The sequence below is a fragment of the Endozoicomonas sp. genome (assembly GCF_965196975.1).
Taxonomy (GTDB): domain Bacteria; phylum Pseudomonadota; class Gammaproteobacteria; order Pseudomonadales; family Endozoicomonadaceae; genus Endozoicomonas.
This window is the reverse complement of record NZ_OZ239981.1, coordinates 3,647,501-3,665,523: the sequence shown is the minus strand read 5'-3', so window position 1 is coordinate 3,665,523 and position 18,023 is coordinate 3,647,501. Positions and strand designations below refer to the sequence as shown.

General features: G+C 45.8%; 17 protein-coding genes (1 of these 17 cut by a window edge). 10 read left to right on the top strand and 7 right to left on the bottom strand.

The window, feature by feature from the left end; translation table 11 throughout:
* The first annotated feature begins 75 nt into the window (after positions 1–75).
* Positions 76–567 carry an FMN-dependent NADH-azoreductase gene (locus ACOCLE_RS16375; protein WP_419533378.1) on the top strand — a complete coding sequence of 164 codons (492 nt, stop codon included), beginning with the start codon at positions 76–78 and terminating at the stop codon, positions 565–567.
* Here ACOCLE_RS16375 and tnpC read toward each other — a convergent pair whose 3' ends face one another.
* Entirely contained in the window at positions 568–2,073 is a 1,506-nt protein-coding gene (gene tnpC / locus ACOCLE_RS16370) for an IS66 family transposase (protein WP_419532963.1), read from the bottom strand. It lies immediately after the preceding gene.
* 74 nt (positions 2,074–2,147) lie between these two features.
* Here tnpC and ACOCLE_RS16365 point away from each other — a divergent pair, with 74 nt between their 5' ends.
* Positions 2,148–2,285, top strand: a complete 138-nt coding sequence (locus ACOCLE_RS16365; protein WP_419533377.1) for a hypothetical protein — start codon at positions 2,148–2,150, stop codon at positions 2,283–2,285.
* 74 nt (positions 2,286–2,359) lie between these two features.
* Here the strand turns inward: ACOCLE_RS16365 and ACOCLE_RS16360 are convergent, their stop codons facing one another.
* From ACOCLE_RS16360 to ACOCLE_RS16345, 4 genes are all read right to left on the bottom strand, one after another.
* Complete coding sequence (locus ACOCLE_RS16360) at positions 2,360–2,608, bottom strand: YfhL family 4Fe-4S dicluster ferredoxin (RefSeq protein WP_101745606.1); 249 nt, start codon at positions 2,606–2,608, stop codon at positions 2,360–2,362.
* Between the two features lie 67 nt (positions 2,609–2,675).
* Positions 2,676–3,158, bottom strand: a complete 483-nt coding sequence (gene coaD / locus ACOCLE_RS16355) for a pantetheine-phosphate adenylyltransferase (RefSeq protein WP_419533376.1) — start codon at positions 3,156–3,158, stop codon at positions 2,676–2,678.
* A gap of 211 nt (positions 3,159–3,369) precedes the next feature.
* Positions 3,370–4,119, bottom strand: a complete 750-nt coding sequence (locus ACOCLE_RS16350) for a DUF1810 family protein (protein WP_419533375.1) — start codon at positions 4,117–4,119, stop codon at positions 3,370–3,372.
* Positions 4,120–4,272: 153 nt separating this feature from the next.
* A complete protein-coding gene (locus ACOCLE_RS16345) occupies positions 4,273–5,730 on the bottom strand; it encodes a coniferyl aldehyde dehydrogenase (RefSeq protein WP_419533374.1) in 1,458 nt (485 codons plus the stop codon).
* Between the two features lie 251 nt (positions 5,731–5,981).
* Between ACOCLE_RS16345 and ACOCLE_RS16340 the strand changes: the two genes are divergently transcribed.
* Entirely contained in the window at positions 5,982–6,632 is a 651-nt protein-coding gene (locus tag ACOCLE_RS16340; RefSeq protein WP_419533373.1) for a TetR/AcrR family transcriptional regulator, read from the top strand.
* A gap of 98 nt (positions 6,633–6,730) precedes the next feature.
* Positions 6,731–8,632: a hypothetical protein gene (locus tag ACOCLE_RS16335; RefSeq protein WP_419533372.1), complete on the top strand. Its 1,902-nt coding sequence runs from the start codon at positions 6,731–6,733 to the stop codon at positions 8,630–8,632.
* Between the two features lie 45 nt (positions 8,633–8,677).
* Here ACOCLE_RS16335 and ACOCLE_RS16330 read toward each other — a convergent pair whose 3' ends face one another.
* Positions 8,678–9,772: a malate dehydrogenase gene (locus tag ACOCLE_RS16330; protein ID WP_419533371.1), complete on the bottom strand. Its 1,095-nt coding sequence runs from the start codon at positions 9,770–9,772 to the stop codon at positions 8,678–8,680.
* Between the two features lie 243 nt (positions 9,773–10,015).
* Entirely contained in the window at positions 10,016–10,633 is a 618-nt protein-coding gene (gene rsmD / locus ACOCLE_RS16325) for a 16S rRNA (guanine(966)-N(2))-methyltransferase RsmD (protein WP_419533370.1), read from the bottom strand.
* Positions 10,634–10,828: 195 nt separating this feature from the next.
* Here rsmD and ACOCLE_RS16320 point away from each other — a divergent pair, with 195 nt between their 5' ends.
* The 6 genes from ACOCLE_RS16320 to rpoH form a co-directional block, all read left to right on the top strand.
* Positions 10,829–12,805: a phospholipase D-like domain-containing protein gene (locus tag ACOCLE_RS16320; RefSeq protein WP_419533369.1), complete on the top strand. Its 1,977-nt coding sequence runs from the start codon at positions 10,829–10,831 to the stop codon at positions 12,803–12,805.
* A 268-nt stretch (positions 12,806–13,073) separates the two neighbouring features.
* Positions 13,074–14,285: a CmlA/FloR family chloramphenicol efflux MFS transporter gene (gene cml, locus ACOCLE_RS16315; protein ID WP_419533368.1), complete on the top strand. Its 1,212-nt coding sequence runs from the start codon at positions 13,074–13,076 to the stop codon at positions 14,283–14,285.
* A 410-nt stretch (positions 14,286–14,695) separates the two neighbouring features.
* Positions 14,696–16,018 (top strand): signal recognition particle-docking protein FtsY, encoded by a 1,323-nt coding sequence (gene ftsY, locus ACOCLE_RS16310; protein WP_419533367.1) that lies wholly within the window; start codon positions 14,696–14,698, stop codon positions 16,016–16,018.
* Between the two features lie 107 nt (positions 16,019–16,125).
* A complete protein-coding gene (gene ftsE / locus ACOCLE_RS16305; RefSeq protein ID WP_419533366.1) occupies positions 16,126–16,794 on the top strand; it encodes a cell division ATP-binding protein FtsE in 669 nt (222 codons plus the stop codon).
* Complete coding sequence (gene ftsX / locus ACOCLE_RS16300; RefSeq protein ID WP_419533365.1) at positions 16,791–17,864, top strand: permease-like cell division protein FtsX; 1,074 nt, start codon at positions 16,791–16,793, stop codon at positions 17,862–17,864. Before ftsE ends, ftsX begins: the two co-directional genes overlap by 4 nt.
* A gap of 134 nt (positions 17,865–17,998) precedes the next feature.
* Positions 17,999–18,023 carry the beginning of an RNA polymerase sigma factor RpoH gene (rpoH, locus tag ACOCLE_RS16295; RefSeq protein WP_419533364.1) on the top strand. It continues 830 nt past the right edge of the window, so only the first 25 of its 855 coding nucleotides appear in the window; the start codon lies at positions 17,999–18,001; its stop codon lies beyond the right edge, outside the window.

Sequence of the window (18,023 nt, the reverse complement as noted above, 5' to 3'; positions counted from 1 at the left end):
GAACTTTTTTTTCGGTAATTTCGACGATAAATTTAAATCATGATCATAACAATACTGAATTGAAAGGTGTGAAGCATGACTAAATTACTGCAAATCAACAGCAGCCTGTTTGGTGAACATGGGCAGTCAACCCAGTTGTCACAGAAGTTTATTAAGCGTTTTCTGGCCGTTAATCCTGATGCTCAACTTAACGTGAGAGATCTGGCTAACGAGCAAATTCCGCACCTGGATGCTGAAATCGTGATGGGCTTTGGAATCCCCGAAGACCAGAAAAACAATCGACAGACAGAAATGACGGCGCTTTCTGATCAGTTGATAGAGGAAGTGAAGTCCGCTGATGTTCTGGTGATTGGGTTGCCTATGTATAACTTCAGTTTACCTTCAACGTTAAAATCCTGGTTTGATTTTATTGCCAGGGCTGGGGTTACCTTTAAATATACCGAGCAGGGTCCAGTTGGACTTCTGGAAGGAAAGAAAGCATACATCATGGCTGCCAGAGGCGGACAATATTCTGGTACTGAGTACGATACACAGACCGCACTGGTTCGACACTTTCTCAGTTTGTAACTATTCAGCACCCAGCAAAGGCGTATTGTTGTAATTTCGAACCGCTTTAAGAAGCGCCTGAAATATGTTCAACCCCTGCTTTTTAGCAGATGATAAATAGCTTCGGATTCGGGTAAACATGGTACCTCCGTCTTCGCTTCTGAAGCAGCCTGAGATCTTCTGCTTAAGTTTGGCCATCCTGGCATCACGTTCACTGCCATTGTTATCGAAGGGAATTGAAAAGTCCGACATGAAGCGCAACGTTTCAACCTTAAACTCAATAAGCCTTTTGAACAGGTTGTAGGCCTTGGTATTCCTGACCTTCTTACGTCCAAGCACCTGTCGTTGTTTTTCCATATAAGCGGTTTCCTTCGTGAGAGCCCTTTGAAGGATTTGGTCGTATATCGTCTCAATGCGAAGCTGTATTGCACCAGGCATTTGAGTCAGACCGGCTGCTTTGTATTTCTTGCAGAAGTGCCAGGAGAGCGTAAGCAATTTCATCAGCCGCAGAGCCAGCTTATTCGCATCCCTATCGACAACTCCCTGAAGCTCTCTCAGATGATGGGCATTACAAAGCACATGCACTGCCGCATAGGCAAAGTAGGACTTCCAATGATCGTGAACCAGAATGCCTGCAAAAGTCAGCAGGATGCCCATTGCATCCATTGCTTCACAACCTCGCCTTTCTGAGAGGTAGTAAAGCGTCCATTGGTCATCTCGCATAATGTGTAACCACCACAGTGAACCGTCAACCCGCATGCCAGTTTCATCCGCTCCTGCAACCGGACTTTCTTGTAAAGCATCGCGGATACTCTGCTCAGTAGAGGCCAGGTTCTCATGGGTATAGGCAACAAAATTGGCAACAGAGCCTGCGCTGACACTCATGCAATAAATAGTATTGAAATACTCAGACACCCGGTGATATGGGATGAAGTGATACTGGTTTAAATGAACAGCCATTGCCTGAGTCACTTCTCCGTATTGAGCAGCGGCTTTCACTCCTTGGGGAAACTCAGCGGTGTTCCGTTTACCACAAGGACATACTTTAACGTCTGCCCAGTACGCGGTAACTTCAAATTCTCCGGGTCTACCTGGATCAAAAACCTGTCGCTCAATGTATTTGGTGGGTTTAATATCGATAAGCGAAGACTGGCAACAGCAACATTTTTCAACCTTCAGATGCCTGACATAATCGGGTAAGGCGACACGTCTCAAACAAGAGCCTTGATGACCTTTCTGGCCACCTGGTTTATTGCCTGAAGATGGTCTAAGGCTTTTGGGGTTCGGTGTTTCCTGTGAGGAGCAGGGGGCTTCTTTGGAAGATGTATCACCTTTATCACTCCCTTTTTTACTGGGCTTTTGATAACCATCTGACGATGGTGGCTTACTACTGTTTTGACTGTTTTTATTAACCCTTTCTTCCAGTTCGCTGCAACGTTCCCGTAAAAGCGCATTCTCGGTCCGAAGCTCTTCATTCTCTTTAAGGAGAGCTTCGGTAAACGGAGTAGCTGGGAAGTCTGGTTCCATACTGGAGATTTGTTAGAAAAATTGAGTATAAGATGATGGTCGAAAAATCAGAAAATTCCAGATTTATATGAAGGGTGCTGAATAGTTACCTCAGTTTTATTGGCATTCAGGATGTAGAGTTTGTTTATGCAGAAGGGCTTAACATGGGAGATGATATCAAGGCGCAGGCAGTAAATGATGCAGAGGTGGAAATAGATAATCTCGTCGCTTGATGGGTTTCATGCTTATGCCTGAAGATACAAATATCGGGGAGTCGCAAAAGAAGTAATGCTTTTGCGACCCACCTTCAGGCTGCGGTGATAATAAGGTATTTTTCCATCAATTCATCCTGAGTTTCTTCGCAGTCCGGGTTTTTCGGAATACAGTCAACAGGACATACTTGTTGGCATTGAGGCTCATCATAATGGCCGACACACTCTGTACAGAGCAGAGGGTCAATCTCGTAAATTTCTTCCCCAGGTGAAATAGCGCTATTAGGACATTCCGGTTCGCAGACGTCGCAGTTAATGCAATCGTCAGTAATCATTAAAGCCATAGGTGACCTTTGAAATTTAGCTCCGCCTGATTGAGGCATATAAAAAACGATTCAGGCGGACAGTGTCTCAGTTTCCGTTGAACTTATCTGTTAGTGCTTTCTGAACACATGGCGATACAAACTTGGAAATATCCCCACCAAGGGATGCAATTTCCCGAACCAGTGTAGAGGAAATATAGGAGTACTGCTCGGCCGGGGTAAGAAAAAGGCTTTCCACTTTTGGCGCCAGCACCCGGTTCATATTGGCCATCTGGAATTCATATTCAAAATCAGAAACGGCTCTTAGCCCCCTGAGAATAACTTGAGCCTGCTGTTCTTCAACAAAGCTCGCAAGCAGAGAACTGAAGCCTGTCACCTGAACATTGGGCAGATGCGCTGTTGATTCTTCGGCGAGGCTGACCCTGGTTTCCAGATCAAATAGTGGTTTTTTTTTGGGGCTTTCAGCAACCGCAATGACAATGGTGTCAAACAGTTTAGCCGCTCTTTCAACAAGATCCATGTGGCCCTTGGTGATAGGGTCAAACGTACCAGGATAGATTACCTTGATCATTAAAAATGACTCTCCGGCCACAATTCCAGTGACAGGCTCAAGTGACTAACAAATAGCTAAAGCAGCTGGCTATTATTAGGAAACCATGCCTGACAATATGGCGACCTTTTCTTAGTAAAAGGGCATGTTAACGAAATAGTCAAAAGGGTTCAAATGGCTGGATTATTTAGCGCTTTGTCGTTATGTAGCTCAAAATGAGGGAGAAAGGGTATTAACTATCTGATGGCGTCCGTAGTTTAGGCCAGTGAGTAATGAGGTGTTGAGTTCTGGTGTCGGGTTTTCCCGAGTAAAAATTGTTGAGAACTTCATGAAAAACGGAGTGGCCAGTTAACTGGGCAAACAGAGTAACACAGACGTGTAACTTGAAGCTGTCTGTTTGCCCCATTTCTCCACCACCTAAGATCGTTTTAATACCGATATTTTTGTTCTTGTGCTGATTGATTGTATTACACACTGACTCCAGTCGGCTTCTCAGTGTGGGGTCTGACCAAAAGTTTTGAACATCCTGACGGCTTTTGAAAGCAAAATATTTACATCTATCACTCGGCCGATCTGTTCTACCATCAAGGATGGGAAATATAAACCAGCACCAATGGCCTCTCTTTTGACCATCTACTAACTCACATAGAGCCTGTTCATATTGAGTTTTAGAACTCCAGAAATTGACGAGTTGGTTTTGATAGATGAGGAAGCGTTGAAAATCATTACTGTCCGGTGCGTTTTGAAAATGTTGAAGGATATAAGTGCAAAAATTCTGAATAATACTTATCGCACGATCAATGAGGTTGGTTGCGGCAGAAAAAGCTGATTGAGCGAACCTTCCTGAAAGGTCAGCGGCATTGGATACGCTCCAGCGAGACCAGTCCGTCTGCTGGTGATTGGGTATGTCAACACCCGGCGTTGCGTTTTCTGGAGAGCCGCCATTGCTTGCGAGTAGAGTGGCAGGTCCATAAGTGGTCATATCAAGATCAGCTCTTATAGTTCTATAATATGTAAGACCTTTCTTGATGGCGATAGTTCAGTTTTGCTTGTGTTTCAACACTGTAACCATGAAAGGCCATAGTCTTTCATGGTTCTGGCTCCCAGGTTGGGAGCCAGACTTTAAAGGATAGAATTATTTGCCGCCAGAAAGGAACGCCAGCATTTTTTCCTGCAACCATCCTCCATAGGGGGGATAGACCATTTTGGCACTGTTCAGCTTGCCTTTGGTTAGCACTGCCTTTGCTTTAGAAAAGGTCTGGAAACCTTCGTAACCATAGTAGTGCCCCATACCTGATGGGCCGATGCCACCAAAAGGCATATCTTCCACCGCTACATGAAACAGGCACTCATTAATGCAGACTCCACCGGAATGAGTCTGTTCCAGAACCATTTCCTGATTTTTAGTGTTAGAACCAAAGTAATAAAGTGCCAGAGGCCTGGGGCGGTCCTGTACAAATTGAATGGCTTCGTCAAGGCTGTCAATACCGATGATAGGGAGCAAGGGGCCAAAAATCTCTTCCTGCATAATACCCATGCTATCGGATGGATTCTCGATCAAGTGGATGGGTATTCGACGGCTTCCGTCGTTAACTTCTTCGTTGCCTGGCGTATGAACAGTTGCTCCCTGCGCTTTGGCATCATCAAGCAGTTTCAATAAGCGCTGGTGATGACGGTTATTGATGATAGAAGTGTAATCATTGTTCCCGTTGACCTTTGAGTACATTTTTCGAAAGGCTTTCAGGTAGTGTTCAATAAAAGCGGCCTTTTGGTCATTTTTTACCAGAATATAGTCTGGCGCTACGCAGGTTTGACCAGCATTCAGGGCTTTTGCATAGCAGATTCTTTCCGCCGCCTCCTGTATCGGAAAATCGTTATCCACAATAACCGGAGACTTGCCTCCCAGCTCCAGAGTTACCGGTGTCAGATTTTTTGCCGCAGCTCGCATGACATGGTGGCCAACAGGCGTAGAACCGGTAAAAATAATGTGGTCAAAGGGCAGGCTGGTAAATTCAGTTGCCACTTCCGCATCACCACAAACCACCGTGACCAGATCTGCCGGGAAGGTCTGTTCAATGAGTTGGGCGACCAGTTCCGAGGTTTTTGGTGTGAACTCTGACATTTTGATCATGGCCCGGTTGCCTGCGGCAAGAATCGTTAATAATGGGCCTAGAGATAGGAACAGTGGGTAGTTAAAGGGCACCACAATACCTACAACTCCCAAAGGTTGATACACCACTTTGGCTGAAGCTGGCAAAAGCTGAGGGCTCAGCTTTCGCTTGCTGGGTTTCATCCATTTTTTAAGCCGCTTGAGCGTATAGTGGATATTGCCCAGGTTTGGCATAAATTCTGTGAGTAAAGACTCGCTTCTGGCTCGGCCACCAAAATCGTCATCTAAAGCTGACAGTAATGCATCTTTATTGCTCAGCAATGCTTTCTCAAGGGCCTTTATACGGGCCACCCGTTCCTGATAGGTTGGGTTAGGGTCTTTCAGAAACGCTTTCTTCTGAACGGCAAGAAGATCCTCTAGAGGGGTTGTGATTTGCTGGGTCACTTTCCTGTGCTCTGACGTAATGGGTTCGGCAGCGGTCATGGTTGTCTCCCTCTTAGGCATTAATGGTTGTTTTAATTATTTTTTATTTTCTAAAGACTGCTCTTAGAGAGGCTTGCCCACCCTCGTTGAAGGGGGAGAAACCTGCATTTTTGATGCAGACTCTCGATAGTGCTGAATAGCAGGACTATCGTGTTTATGTTATTTTTAGAGTAATTACTCTAAATCGTCAATTGCTTATTATTGCAAACAGTCTTTTTATTTCGTTAAGGGTACATGGTGAAAGTGGTTATATGGCTGTGAAAACGCGTGAAAAAATTCTCAATACTGCCATGCAACTCTTTAATGAGCTGGGTGAAAGAGCTGTGACGACTAACCATATTGCCAGCCACATGGGTATCTCTCCTGGAAACCTTTACTATCACTTTCGCAATAAAGACGCGATTATCCTTGCGCTTTTTGAGGGTTTTCAGCAAACGTTGACTGCCGACATTGTCCTGCCTGCAGGGAAGGGAATCACACTGGAGGACAAGCAGCAGTATCTGGAAGCGTTGCTGGCTGGTATGTGGAGATACCGCTTTATATTTCGGGGGCTGCATGGAGCTGTTGCCCGGAGCGATGAGCTGCAAGTCATGTACAGAGGATTTGCCAGCCTCTGTATCACGATGATAGAGCAGGTGTTCCGAGGGCTTATTGCATCAGGCTTGATAAAAGCCAGTGATGAAGAAATTGAAGCGCTTGCCCTGAATACATTTATGGTTCTGACCAGTTGGCATGAATTGGTCCATGGCGTGTTGAATGATGAAAAGGGGGAGCCGTCAAGAGCGATGCTCAACAGAATCATATATCAGGTTCTGATTATGGATCGGGGGTTCATTACGCCCGAAGCCATGGATTCCTTCAAAGCGCTGGAGCAGACTTACTTTTCTCCCCTTGATATCTGATATATACGACTATTTTTTATTTTGTAGTAGGCAGACATGTCGATACAGAAAAAGGGGTGTTGTCAGTTTCATGTTTATTCTGTTGACCCTTTATATGGATGCTTTTTCAGGAAGAAGAAATCATGTCGATCTCTGGTACCAATAATAATCGGACGCCTTTGGCACAGGGGCCGCATGAAAATCAGGAACCTGTTGGCAGCCGGGATGGTAAGGAGGTTCTTCAGGTAAGGGGGCGTGGGCTGGGCTTAAGAAATCCGAAGGGCAGTGAAGTCATGCCGGAGCCGAGAAAGCGAAAGTTACTGGATATGAGTGTTGCTCCCACCTCTGCTAAAAGATATGTGTCAGCCAATCAGCAGGATAAAGAAAACCAGAATTTATCAGTATCTGGAAGAGCGATGTCTTTGGAAAAGAAAGGTGGCATAGCTACTAAACCAGAACATTGTGCTGATGCTGAAATAGCCCAAACAGCAGAGTTGTTAGCTCAGAGTTCTGGGGTGGGGGTTGGATCTGAAGAACGACAGGAAGAGCTAAGCCTGTCTTTTGAATCCTGGAATAATGCTATTCGTGATGCGGCCCCCTATGTAGATGACGTAGTGGACTACCTTTTTGGTGAAAGTTATCCATCATCAGGTGTCTCAGATGCAACGAAAAAAATTGAAGCGTTATTGTCTGATCCTGAAACGAATCTGGCCCGATTTGAAAAAAAACTTCTCGATACATGGCAGGCGACAGCATCTCCAGTCCATCTGGAAGTTCTGAAGAATAAGTTAAAGAGTAAGCTGATTTTTGCCTGGCAGAGAATGGGGCAGGGAGATCTCTATAAGCTGCAGATGGTAATGGAGTCACTCTGTCTTCAACCTGGAGGAGGGCATCATCAGTCAAAGGAGTTAAAAGCATTTATTCAACATGAAGATCAGGTCATCCAGGCTTACCGTGATGGTTTTATTTATGATGGTGAAAATGCGGTTGATCCATTACACCCGGCTGGAGATGTTCACCGAAGTAGAAAAAAGGTGGTTGCAGTCGAGTCAACTTACCGGGGGAGTGAACATGGAACGGTCAGGAATGAGAGTAATATTCCTGATATTAGCCTGTCGAATCTTGATGATTCTTCGTTGGTTCAAGTTGAAGATGACCTGGTGATCAAAAACGCTGGCGGGAAAGTTTTGAAAGATTCTGTTGCCTTTTCTGATGGTACTTACTCATTTCATGGGGCATCTGTTGAAATGGAGCAGAGAGATAAGAAGATTTCTGCTCAACTGGAAAAAGCAACGCCTGAAGCTGACAGTGAGTTTGGAACAAGGATCAGAGCTTATATTAATCACCATACTGCTCATGGGCGTGACTTGAAAGATCTTGCTATTACTGGTGATGCCAATGTTTGTCTGTTTGATGATGATCCAGTCTCAGGCTTAAGAACGTTAAAGCCCGGTGTTCAGGAAATTCTGGATGAACACCATCTGGCTCTCGTTGTGCCCAGTGGTAAAGTAACTTGGGGACGGCCGATTTCTGATCAGTTGCACAAAAACGCAAAATCTTCAGAATTGTCAGGTTATAGAGATACAATGCTACTGATGGTGCCGGTGACATCAGATAATCTGCAAACGTTGAGAGCGTTGGGCGCTGATCCTGCTTTGAAGCAGGATACCTTCTTTCCCCTGAAAACACTTGAAGGCCTGAGTGTTAATGCAGTTAAGCCGGAGATGCCTGAATCGATTATTCACCGTTTATCTGCGGATCGACATCAATTCAGTTTGGCTTTTAATGATCGGGTGATGACGGATCATGCGATTCTTGTTGGGCCAAACCATATTGTTGGGAACACAGCAGATTGCAAGGGAATTGGAACCGAAGGGAAGAGTCTGACTTTTGATAAAGCCAAAGAGGTCTGGGGTGAAAGAAGACCTCCTGAAGAACAGTACGAAGAAATGGCTCAAAGTACGGCCCAGGTTCTTTCTGATGTGTTCAATGGCATTATGGATAAAAAGAAAGGCTCATAATTGAGCCTTTCCTGTCTTTTGGTATCAATCGACCGGATTTACTGCTTAGCAGATACGGTCTGCTTTGTAGTAAGACTCACCAGTATCAATACCTGCGTCAAACTCAGTCTGACCACTGCGGCTGGAAGTTCTCAGCTCTTCGCGGGAAGCAGCAGTTTCTTTAGGCAGCAGATGGTCTACAGCTGCTTTTTCTTCCAGCAGTTCCTGTTCAGTTTTCTTCATCATTTTCTGACCGTAGTCGTTAATGTGAAGGTTCTGAACAATCTGATAGCTGCCAAATTCACAGACGACAGGGAAAGAGTAGTAGATGCCTTTGGCGACACCGTAGCTGCCATCGGAAATAATTCCCATGGAAACGATGCGGCCATCACTGCCCAGGGCCCAGTCACGCATATGATCAAGAGCAGCCTGTGCGGCGGATGCAGCACTGGATAGGCCACGCCATTCGATGATTTCAGCTCCACGCTTCTGGATGCGAGGTGTGTATTCTTCCTTGTACCACTTCTCATCGATCATATCGATGGCAGCTTCATCACCCAGTACCTGGGCGTGGTGCAGATCAGGGTACATGGTTGGAGAGTGGTTGCCCCACACACAGACGCCTTCGATATCTGATGGGTTTACACCCAGCTTGTTGCCCAGGATGCCCTGTGCACGGTTGTGATCCAGTCGGGTCATGGCACAGAACTGGGATGGAGCCAGGTTCGGAGCATTGCGGGACAGGATCAGACAGTTGGTGTTCGCAGGGTTACCAACCACCAGGGCTTTAACGTCACGGTTAGCCACGTCATTCAGCGCTTTGCCCTGTTCAGCAAAGATAACCGCATTCGCTTCCAGTAGATCAGCACGCTCCATGCCCTTGGAACGAGGGCGAGCTCCGACCAGCATGGCGTAATGAATACCACGGAAACCATCAAATGGATTGTCGTGCAGACTGATACCGTGAACCAGTGGGAAGGCGCAGTCTTCCAGCTCCATGGCAACGCCACGAAGTTTGTCCATAGCCTGTGGGATCTCAACCAGTTGCAGGATCACAGGCTGATCAGGCCCCAGCATTTCACCGGCAGCGATTTTGAACAGCAGAGAGTAGCTGATGTTACCAGCTGCACCTGTGACCGCAATTCGTACGGGTTGTTTCATGGGGAACTGCTCCTTAGAGTTTTCAGGTTCGTTCTTAGATTAGGAATACGTCCAAATCGCCATGAGCCATTCTTTATGGAAACTTCTTAAACTAAAAAGTCGTAAAAGAGACACCCGACCCACGGCATCCATAATTGTAAGCCTGTGGATAATACAGCGTTCAGACGCACTGTTTATTTGATAAAGATCAGCCGCGCACAGATTACTGATATCGTTTCGGTAAGTCCATATGTGAGGCGTTGATTATTGTTGTTTTTTTATGCGAGACCAGAGGCTGAAGCTTACTTGCCCAGCGGTTTTGCTTTTCTCCAGCTGCCAGTTCTCCGGAACAGGCAAAGGGTTCAGTTCTTTCTCTACCTCAATATAAATATGGCTGTTTTCATTGAGGTAGCCGTTGCTTTCAAGTAGCTGACAGGCAGGCTCCAGCAGATTCATCCGAAACGGTGGATCCAGAAAAATCAGGTCAAAACTGGTTTCAGCTGTTTGGTTTAACCAGTTGAGGCTATCAGTCTCAACAACTTTTGCGTGCTCAGCTTTTAATAGCGCGAGGTTGCTCTTTAACGTTCTGGCGGCAACGGGACTTTTTTCCAGCAGGGTTGCTGAGGAGGCGCCTCGGGAAAGTGCTTCCATCGACAGCGCACCTGTGCCACTGAATACATCCAGAACCTTTGTTCCGGGGGTAATCATTGCCAGCCAGTTAAATACCGTTTCTCGCACACGGTCCGATGTCGGGCGCAACCCTGGAACATTGGCAACTGGCAGCTTCCTGCTACGCCATTCCCCCGCAATAATTCGCAGCTGACCTCCGCCAGTATGTGAAGAGTGCTTTGAATTGCTTGATTTATGAGTCTTAACGGCCATTTTTCAAAAATTGGTAATAGTATCATACGATATTCTTATTTATAGCAGTTTGTGTGCCGCTGCATTCAAACGGCAAGCGATAGACCTGAGAATAGTAAGATTGTTAACTTTACCTAACCATTTTGTTAGTAAACTTTAGTCTTGATGTTGCTAGGCTGCCCATTTTTTTAACAGTAGTAAATTAGGGATGACAAAATGGATGCGAATATGGAGTTAGCGGTGCATAGTGTTACTTATTCTGCCTCAAGCCGGTTCCAAGCCATGGAAATGGCGCACAATTTGTATAGTAAACATGGTTTCTTCAAGGGTTTAAAATGTGCTGTTGATGCTTTCTGTACACGTCGTGTCGCTTCATTCACGGTTTCTGACGAAGAGCTCATACAAGAAATTGATATTCAGATGAAGCAAAGATTAGGGCCTGATTTACCAGAGAGGTCCATAGTATCTGTTAAACCCACAAGTTATCATCATCCTATCTTTCGCATAAAGTCCATGGAGCCAGGAGCTTTTCCTGTTCTTGAATCGTTCCGTGGGGAAGGTATGGAGCTGTTTGAAATGCCGGAGTCATGGGGGAGTCTTTTTTGTCGTTGGTTTTATGCTCTTAGAAGTAAAGTACTTTCATTAAGTAGGGACTTGGGTATTAGTCCTTGTTTCAATGGAAGAAAAAAATCCCCAGATATGAGTAATGTATTATTTTTTCCAGTAAAAAACAGCAAAGTAGGTTTTCAAGTCAAAAAAGGAATGATAGAGACAGCAGAAAAAAGTGTTGTGTTAAGTGGTAATTATTGTGGCGGTAACTCTTTTGATGAAATTCTTGATGTTTTTATTTCCAAACTTCAGGATGGTAAAAAAATTAAAATATTATTACTTTCATCTTCAAAGTTCTTTACAGAATCTAATAAGTCCAAGATTGACCTCCTTACCAGCAATTATCCTGAATTATTTCAGATTATTTTGACTGATGATTGTTTTATGTATTCTGATGAGCTTAAGAAAATAACAAACCATACTAAGGGTCTTGTTGTGGACGGCATGTACAGTGTGATGGGGGGGAGTGGTATCGAAGATAAGTATGCTTATTATGAAGGTGTTGGTGATAGATGTGGGAATGTGGCTAGTAATGGAGGCTTCCTTGATTATCTCCTGCCGAGAGGTTTTCGTGATATGGATTTTGGTTTTGTAGGCTCTGAGTTTGCCATTAATCTCCAGGAGCAGCTTTTGAACTTAGGTCGTATATGGAAGATATATAATGGTGACCGGGGAGTTTCGTCAGGGCCAGATGTTACTACGCTTCTTTTAGATGAATTAAAATCTGAATATAAAACAAAAACAAAAACAAAAACAAAAACAAAAACTAAAACTAAAACTAAAACTAAAACTAAAACTAAAACTAAAACTAAAACTAAAACTAAAACTAAAACTAAAACTAAAACTAAAACAAAAAATGATCGTAAATGCCCTATGGATAAGGGGGCTTTGAAGAATCGGTGGGGGGGGGATAAGATGGCAGTAGGTACTGCTAGAATTTATTGTTCTGGTCCTGAGCAAAGTTCGAATGATTTTTATGACGAGGTAAAACGACGGGTAAAAGCGGCCAAAAAGCATATTTATATTGATCATATGTACTTTCATTGTCCTGAAGACTTAAAAAGTTTGCTTGCGAAAAAGGTAAACTCAGGTGTTAAATTAACAATCGTAACCAATGGTAATGAAAAGTTCTCTCCCTCAGGTCATAAAGCTTTTGGGCCGAGAAATCGTGCAGAAGTAAAATCATTGTTAACTCAGATTAGACCAGAGTGTATAGACAATATCTCTGTGTATGAATACGGGCAAAAAGAGGCTAATTTACCTCGAAAAACAACGCTTCATAAAAAAGTAATCGTCATTGATGATTTTGTTTTAGCTGGAAGCAGTAATCTTGGCTATAAGTCAATGGTTAGCTGTAGTGATCATGAGGTTAATTTTGTTGCAAAATCGAAAGAACTGGCCAGAAGAACAATTGCAGTAATTCAGGACGATGCCTACAAACTTCTCCGAAAGCCTGAGGTTGATGCAGCAGAAGATACTGCAAAGCCATTGTCAAAAAAACTAGACCTCTCAACGTTTTATGTTTCCACAAGGGAGCAGTTTGTTTCGTTTATGCATCGATATAACGCGTGGCTAATTGGGTGATCTACAGGTCAGGGGCTTTCATCACTTCAGGGCATGGAGTCCCAATCTCCTGATGAGTCATGTGCTGATATACGCATCAGCCATGATTGTTCTGTGGGTAATAATCACCTAGTCTAACGACTTATCTACAGTGAGAGCCCACAAAATGAGGCCAATGGTCAGAACACGAACTTAAGCCACAGCATCTATCTGGTGCTGTGGCTTGTCTGAAATACCTTCCGATATGCCGCAGAAATGTATTCTTCGCTTCTGACGGAGTTCTATCGGCTTGTCATTCTCAAAAAATTCATCGTCGCAAAAAAAGTGGACTTTCTCTCTGACGCGTACCCTGATGTTGATGGTGCCCTTTGATCTTTTGGCCTCCCTGGGGATGGATATCTATCTGCCCGCGTTGCCGGGGATGAGGGAATATTTTTCAACATCACCGTTGATGGTTCAGTTAACACTCTCCTTGTATATGTTGATGCTTGGGTGTGGTCAGCTGATCTTTGGGCCATTATCTGACCGCTATGGGCGCAGGCCTGTGCTGCTCTTTGGCAGTTTGCTTTTTGTCCTGTGTTCTATTGGTTTAACCGTGGTGGGGTCTATAGAAGCTTTTATTTTCTTAAGGCTCTGTCAGGCGGCTGGTGGTTCAGCAGCCCTGGTAGCAATGTTTGCTACTGTTCGGGATGTCTATGGCCATAAACCGGAATCAGCGACGTTGTACGCTCTTCTGGGAGGCATGTTGGCTTTTGTTCCAGCATTAGGACCTATTGTCGGATCACTTCTGATTGGTTGGTTTGGTTGGGAGTCGGTGTTTTGGAGTCTGGCTATGGCTGGAACGGTTGTTGGGGTGCATGCGTTGTTCTGCTGGCCTGAAACCAATCGCTCTGTGTCTGACGTGTGCATAGCCGATGCATTTGTCCGGGTTATCAGCTCCAGAGCTTTTCTTCTATATACCTTGGGCTTTACCGTGGCCATGGGGTCTTTCTTTGTCTACTTCTCCATTGCGCCAGATATTTTGATGGGCAGGCTGGGTTACTCGCCTTTTATGTTCAGTCTGTTGTTCGCCATGGCTGCTGTGGTGATGATTGTTGTCAGCCGGTTTGCCGGATCTATAGCAGGTAAGTTTGGTGTCTCTGGCACGCTAAGGCTGGGTATGGTGGTGATACTGTCTGGTGCTCTGCTGATGTTGCTGGGAAAATTTCTGAAATTGCCTGATGCTCTGGTCTTGCTGTTACCGATGATGGTCATTTCGGTTGGTATCAGTATTACCTGCTCTGTCTGTGCAACAGGGGCTCTGGCTGAATTTAAAGATATTGCCGGTACTGGGGTTGCCCTTTACTACTGCCTTGAAGCCATTCTGGTCTGTTTGCTCGGTACGGCTGCGGTGACACTTTTGCCAACAGGAAGTCTCTGGCCATTAATTGTTTTCTCTGGCTGTGGTTCCCTGGCTGTCATGGCTTTTTCTGCTCAGAGCAATAAACCGCGGAGAGTGTAAGCAGAGCCTGCTAGTCTGAACTCACATGAGATACCGCCTCATTGATTCGACTGGTGTCACGGGAAGGGGGGATTTCACTTTCCGTGATGGTGGCTTGATGTGTATAGGTGACGGAGTCTGGTGAAATAAAATAAACCAGAAAAATAAGTGCCAGACCTCCAGTTGCCCAGAGTAGCAGTCTTTTATTGTGGATTGTTTCATTCGGGTTCATGAGAGTTGGACTATTTTCCCAGAGAAAGTTCATTTCGTGACAGCCTGAATTAAGATAGGATAAGCGATTATTCATAGCCTGCATGATTGATTGTCATTGCTTTTCATTTGCTTTTACGGAAACGACTCCGGACAGGCTTCAGAGATATGACAATCCTGACATTCATCAGGCGTTCCCACCAAGGTTATTGAAGTAGTCTATGTTCGGTTCGCGCAAAGACGATGAGAAAAAAGCCAAACGCAGTTTTTGGCCCTGGGGTCGACGTACCCAGAATGACGTTTCTGAAGAACAGGTAGAGCCAAAGGCTGAGCCTGCAGTAGAAGACGTTGTATCCACTGTAGAAACACCCGAAGTTACTCCAGAGTCGGCTTCTGAATCCTCAACCAATGTTGTTGATGTTGTGCCTGAGATTGCTCAGCACGCTGAAGATAAGCCTGTTCATCATGAGACTCTGGATGAGCCCACCCATAAAGCACCAGAGGCTTCTGATGAAGAAGCCCCGGTTGCAACAGCTGCTGCTGAAATTGCTCAAGCTGCTGAGCCAGAAATACAGCCCGAAAAAGCGCCCGTTGAGTTAGAGAGCAAGCCTGAAGCCAAAGGGGGCTTCTTTGCCCGGATGCGTCAGGGGCTGAGCAAAACCCGTAACGTTCTGGTCGAAGGCGTTGCAGAACTGTTCATCGGTAAAAAAGAGATTGACGATGACCTTCTGGATGAGCTGGAAACTCAGTTGCTGGTCGCTGATGTGGGGGTTGAAGCCACCACTGAAATTATTGAAAAGCTGACCCAGAAAGTTAAGTACAAAGAGCTGGATGATGCCGATGCCCTGATGGCTGCGCTGCAATCCGAGCTTGCTGATATTCTTGAGCCTGCTGACCAGCCACTGGTCATTCCTGAACAGGACACGCCTTTTGTTATCCTGGTAGTGGGCGTGAATGGTGTGGGTAAAACCACCACCATTGGCAAGCTGGCTCGTAAGTTTCAGTCTGAAGGCCGCAAGGTTATGCTCGCAGCTGGCGATACATTCCGCGCGGCTGCTGTTGAACAGCTGCAGGTCTGGGGTGAACGGAATGAGATTCCGGTGGTTGCCCAGCATACTGGTGCTGACAGTGCCTCTGTTATTTTTGATGCCTTCGAAGCAGCAAGGGCTCGCAATATCGACGTGTTGATTGCCGATACCGCTGGTCGCCTCCATAACAAGGATCATTTGATGGAGGAGCTGAAAAAGGTGAAGCGGGTTCTCGGGAAGCTGGACCCTAATGCGCCTCATGAGGTGTTGCTGGTGCTGGATGCTGGTACCGGGCAGAATGCCCTGAGCCAGGCTCGCCTGTTCCATGAAGCTGTTCAGTTAACCGGAATGGCCCTGACCAAGCTGGATGGAACCGCTAAGGGTGGGGTGATTTTCGCACTGTCCAAACAGATGAAACTCCCTATTCGTTTCCTGGGGGTGGGTGAGCAGATTGATGATCTGAGACCGTTCTCGGGTAAAGAGTTTGTTAAAGCACTATTCTCCCGGGAAGGTTGAGGCCGTGGCTGGTGAGCGGCAAGTGTCGCTCATTAAATCGTTTTAGCAGCCCCCCTGATGTTGGCTACTTGAATAGCATCCAAGAAGGATAGATTAAGGACAGCTGGATGATTCGCTTTGACGGTGTCAGCAAGCGTTACCCGGGAGGTCATGTTGGCCTTGAGCAGGTCAGTTTTCACCTGGAACGGGGGGAGATTGCGTTTCTGACAGGCCACTCTGGTGCAGGGAAAAGTACCCTGATGAAGCTGATCATGCTTCTTGAAAGGGCCAGTGCAGGTCAGGTCTGGGTGGGAGGCCATAACCTGCGGGCTCTGAAGAACAGTCGTATCCCCTATCTCCGCCGCAATATTGGTGTGGTTTTTCAGGATCACCAGCTGCTGTTTGATCGTACCGTCTTTGATAATGTTGCTTTACCACTCCTTATTGCCGGCTATTCTCCCAGTGATTGCGCTGGCCGGGTTCGAGCTGCGCTGGATATGGTTGGGCTATTAAGCAAGGAAAAGCTGTTTCCTGTTGCTCTCTCTGGTGGTGAACAGCAACGCGTTGGTCTGGCGCGGGCAGTGGTGAATCGTCCAGCCTTGATTCTTGCGGATGAACCTACCGGAAACCTTGACCCTCAGTTGTCCACCGAAATCATGAAACTGTTTGAGAGCTTTAATCAGGTGGGTGTTACCGTGTTGATTGCCAGTCATGACCTGGCGCTGGTGGCTCGAATGCGACACCGTATTTTGACTCTGGATCATGGCAGGCTGGTTGCAGACCAGGAGGTTCAGTGAGCTTTTTTAATAAGAGCAACAGGCGTCAACAGGATGGCCGCCGACAACGAGCAGTTGATGACAAGGCTGGTGTGGGAAAATCTGCTGGAAGCACTGTTCATAAAGACGCTCATACCCACAAAAGAGGCGCTAATCGTCAGGCTGCAGCTACCCTGACGCTGCACTCGCTGTTTAGCCTGCATCGACAGGTGGGTAAGGATGCACTGAACCGCCTGCTGAAGAACCCTGTAGCCAGTTTGTTAAACAGTTTGCTGATCGCTGTTGCCTTTTCCCTGCCGGTTTTGCTGTTTGTGCTGGTGAGTAATGTTCAGGTGCTTGGGGCTACCTGGGATGGGCAACCCAAAATCTCTATCTACCTCAATAATGGGGTTAGCCAGAAAGTTATCGATCAACGCATTTCTGATTACCGTGAAAACCCGCTGATTAAAGAGGTTGTCTATATATCACCTGAGCAGGGGGTGAGTGACTTTCAGCAAAAGGCCGGGTTGCAGGATGTGATCGCCCAGCTTGGGTTTAATCCATTACCCGGTGTGATTGAGCTGTTGCCTGTCAGTGAGGCTTCTTTTGAACAACTGGATGATGCTGTTATTCATTTTCAACGAATGGATGGGGTCGACCAGGTTCGTCTGGATAGGCAATGGGTGCAGAGGCTTCAGGCAATATTAACCATGCTGGAACGCTTTGCCGTCATGCTGGGTGGAATTCTTGGGCTTACCGTGGTTCTGGTGATCAGTAACACCGTGCGCCTCAGCATTGAAAGCCGGCGTGATGAAATCAAAATTATCAGTATGGTGGGTGGGACACGGGGTTTTATCGCCATGCCCTTCATCTATATGGGGATCTGGTATGGCGTGATCGGTGCTGTTCTGGCTCAAGTTATTGTTTTTTCTTTATTAACTGTCTTGAGTCATGAAATGATGAATATTGCCGGACTGTATAATAGTGAGATGGTATTATCCGGCCCCGGTTTTAGTATTTTAGGTATATTGATGCTTTCCGGAATAGTGTTCGGTGTTCTGGGGGCAATGAGCAGCTGTTATCGACATTTTCAGGCTTTAGTACCGGATTAGTCCGTGTAAAGTAAGAAAATGTCCTGTAAAGTCGATAGCGATTATAAAGCTAATTGTTGTTATTATTAGTATTAGTTTGAACTTCAACTACTTTAATAGAGTCCAATTAAGAGGGTATCTTGACGGAGTCAGTTATGGGCACCAGTCTTCAACCAGTCG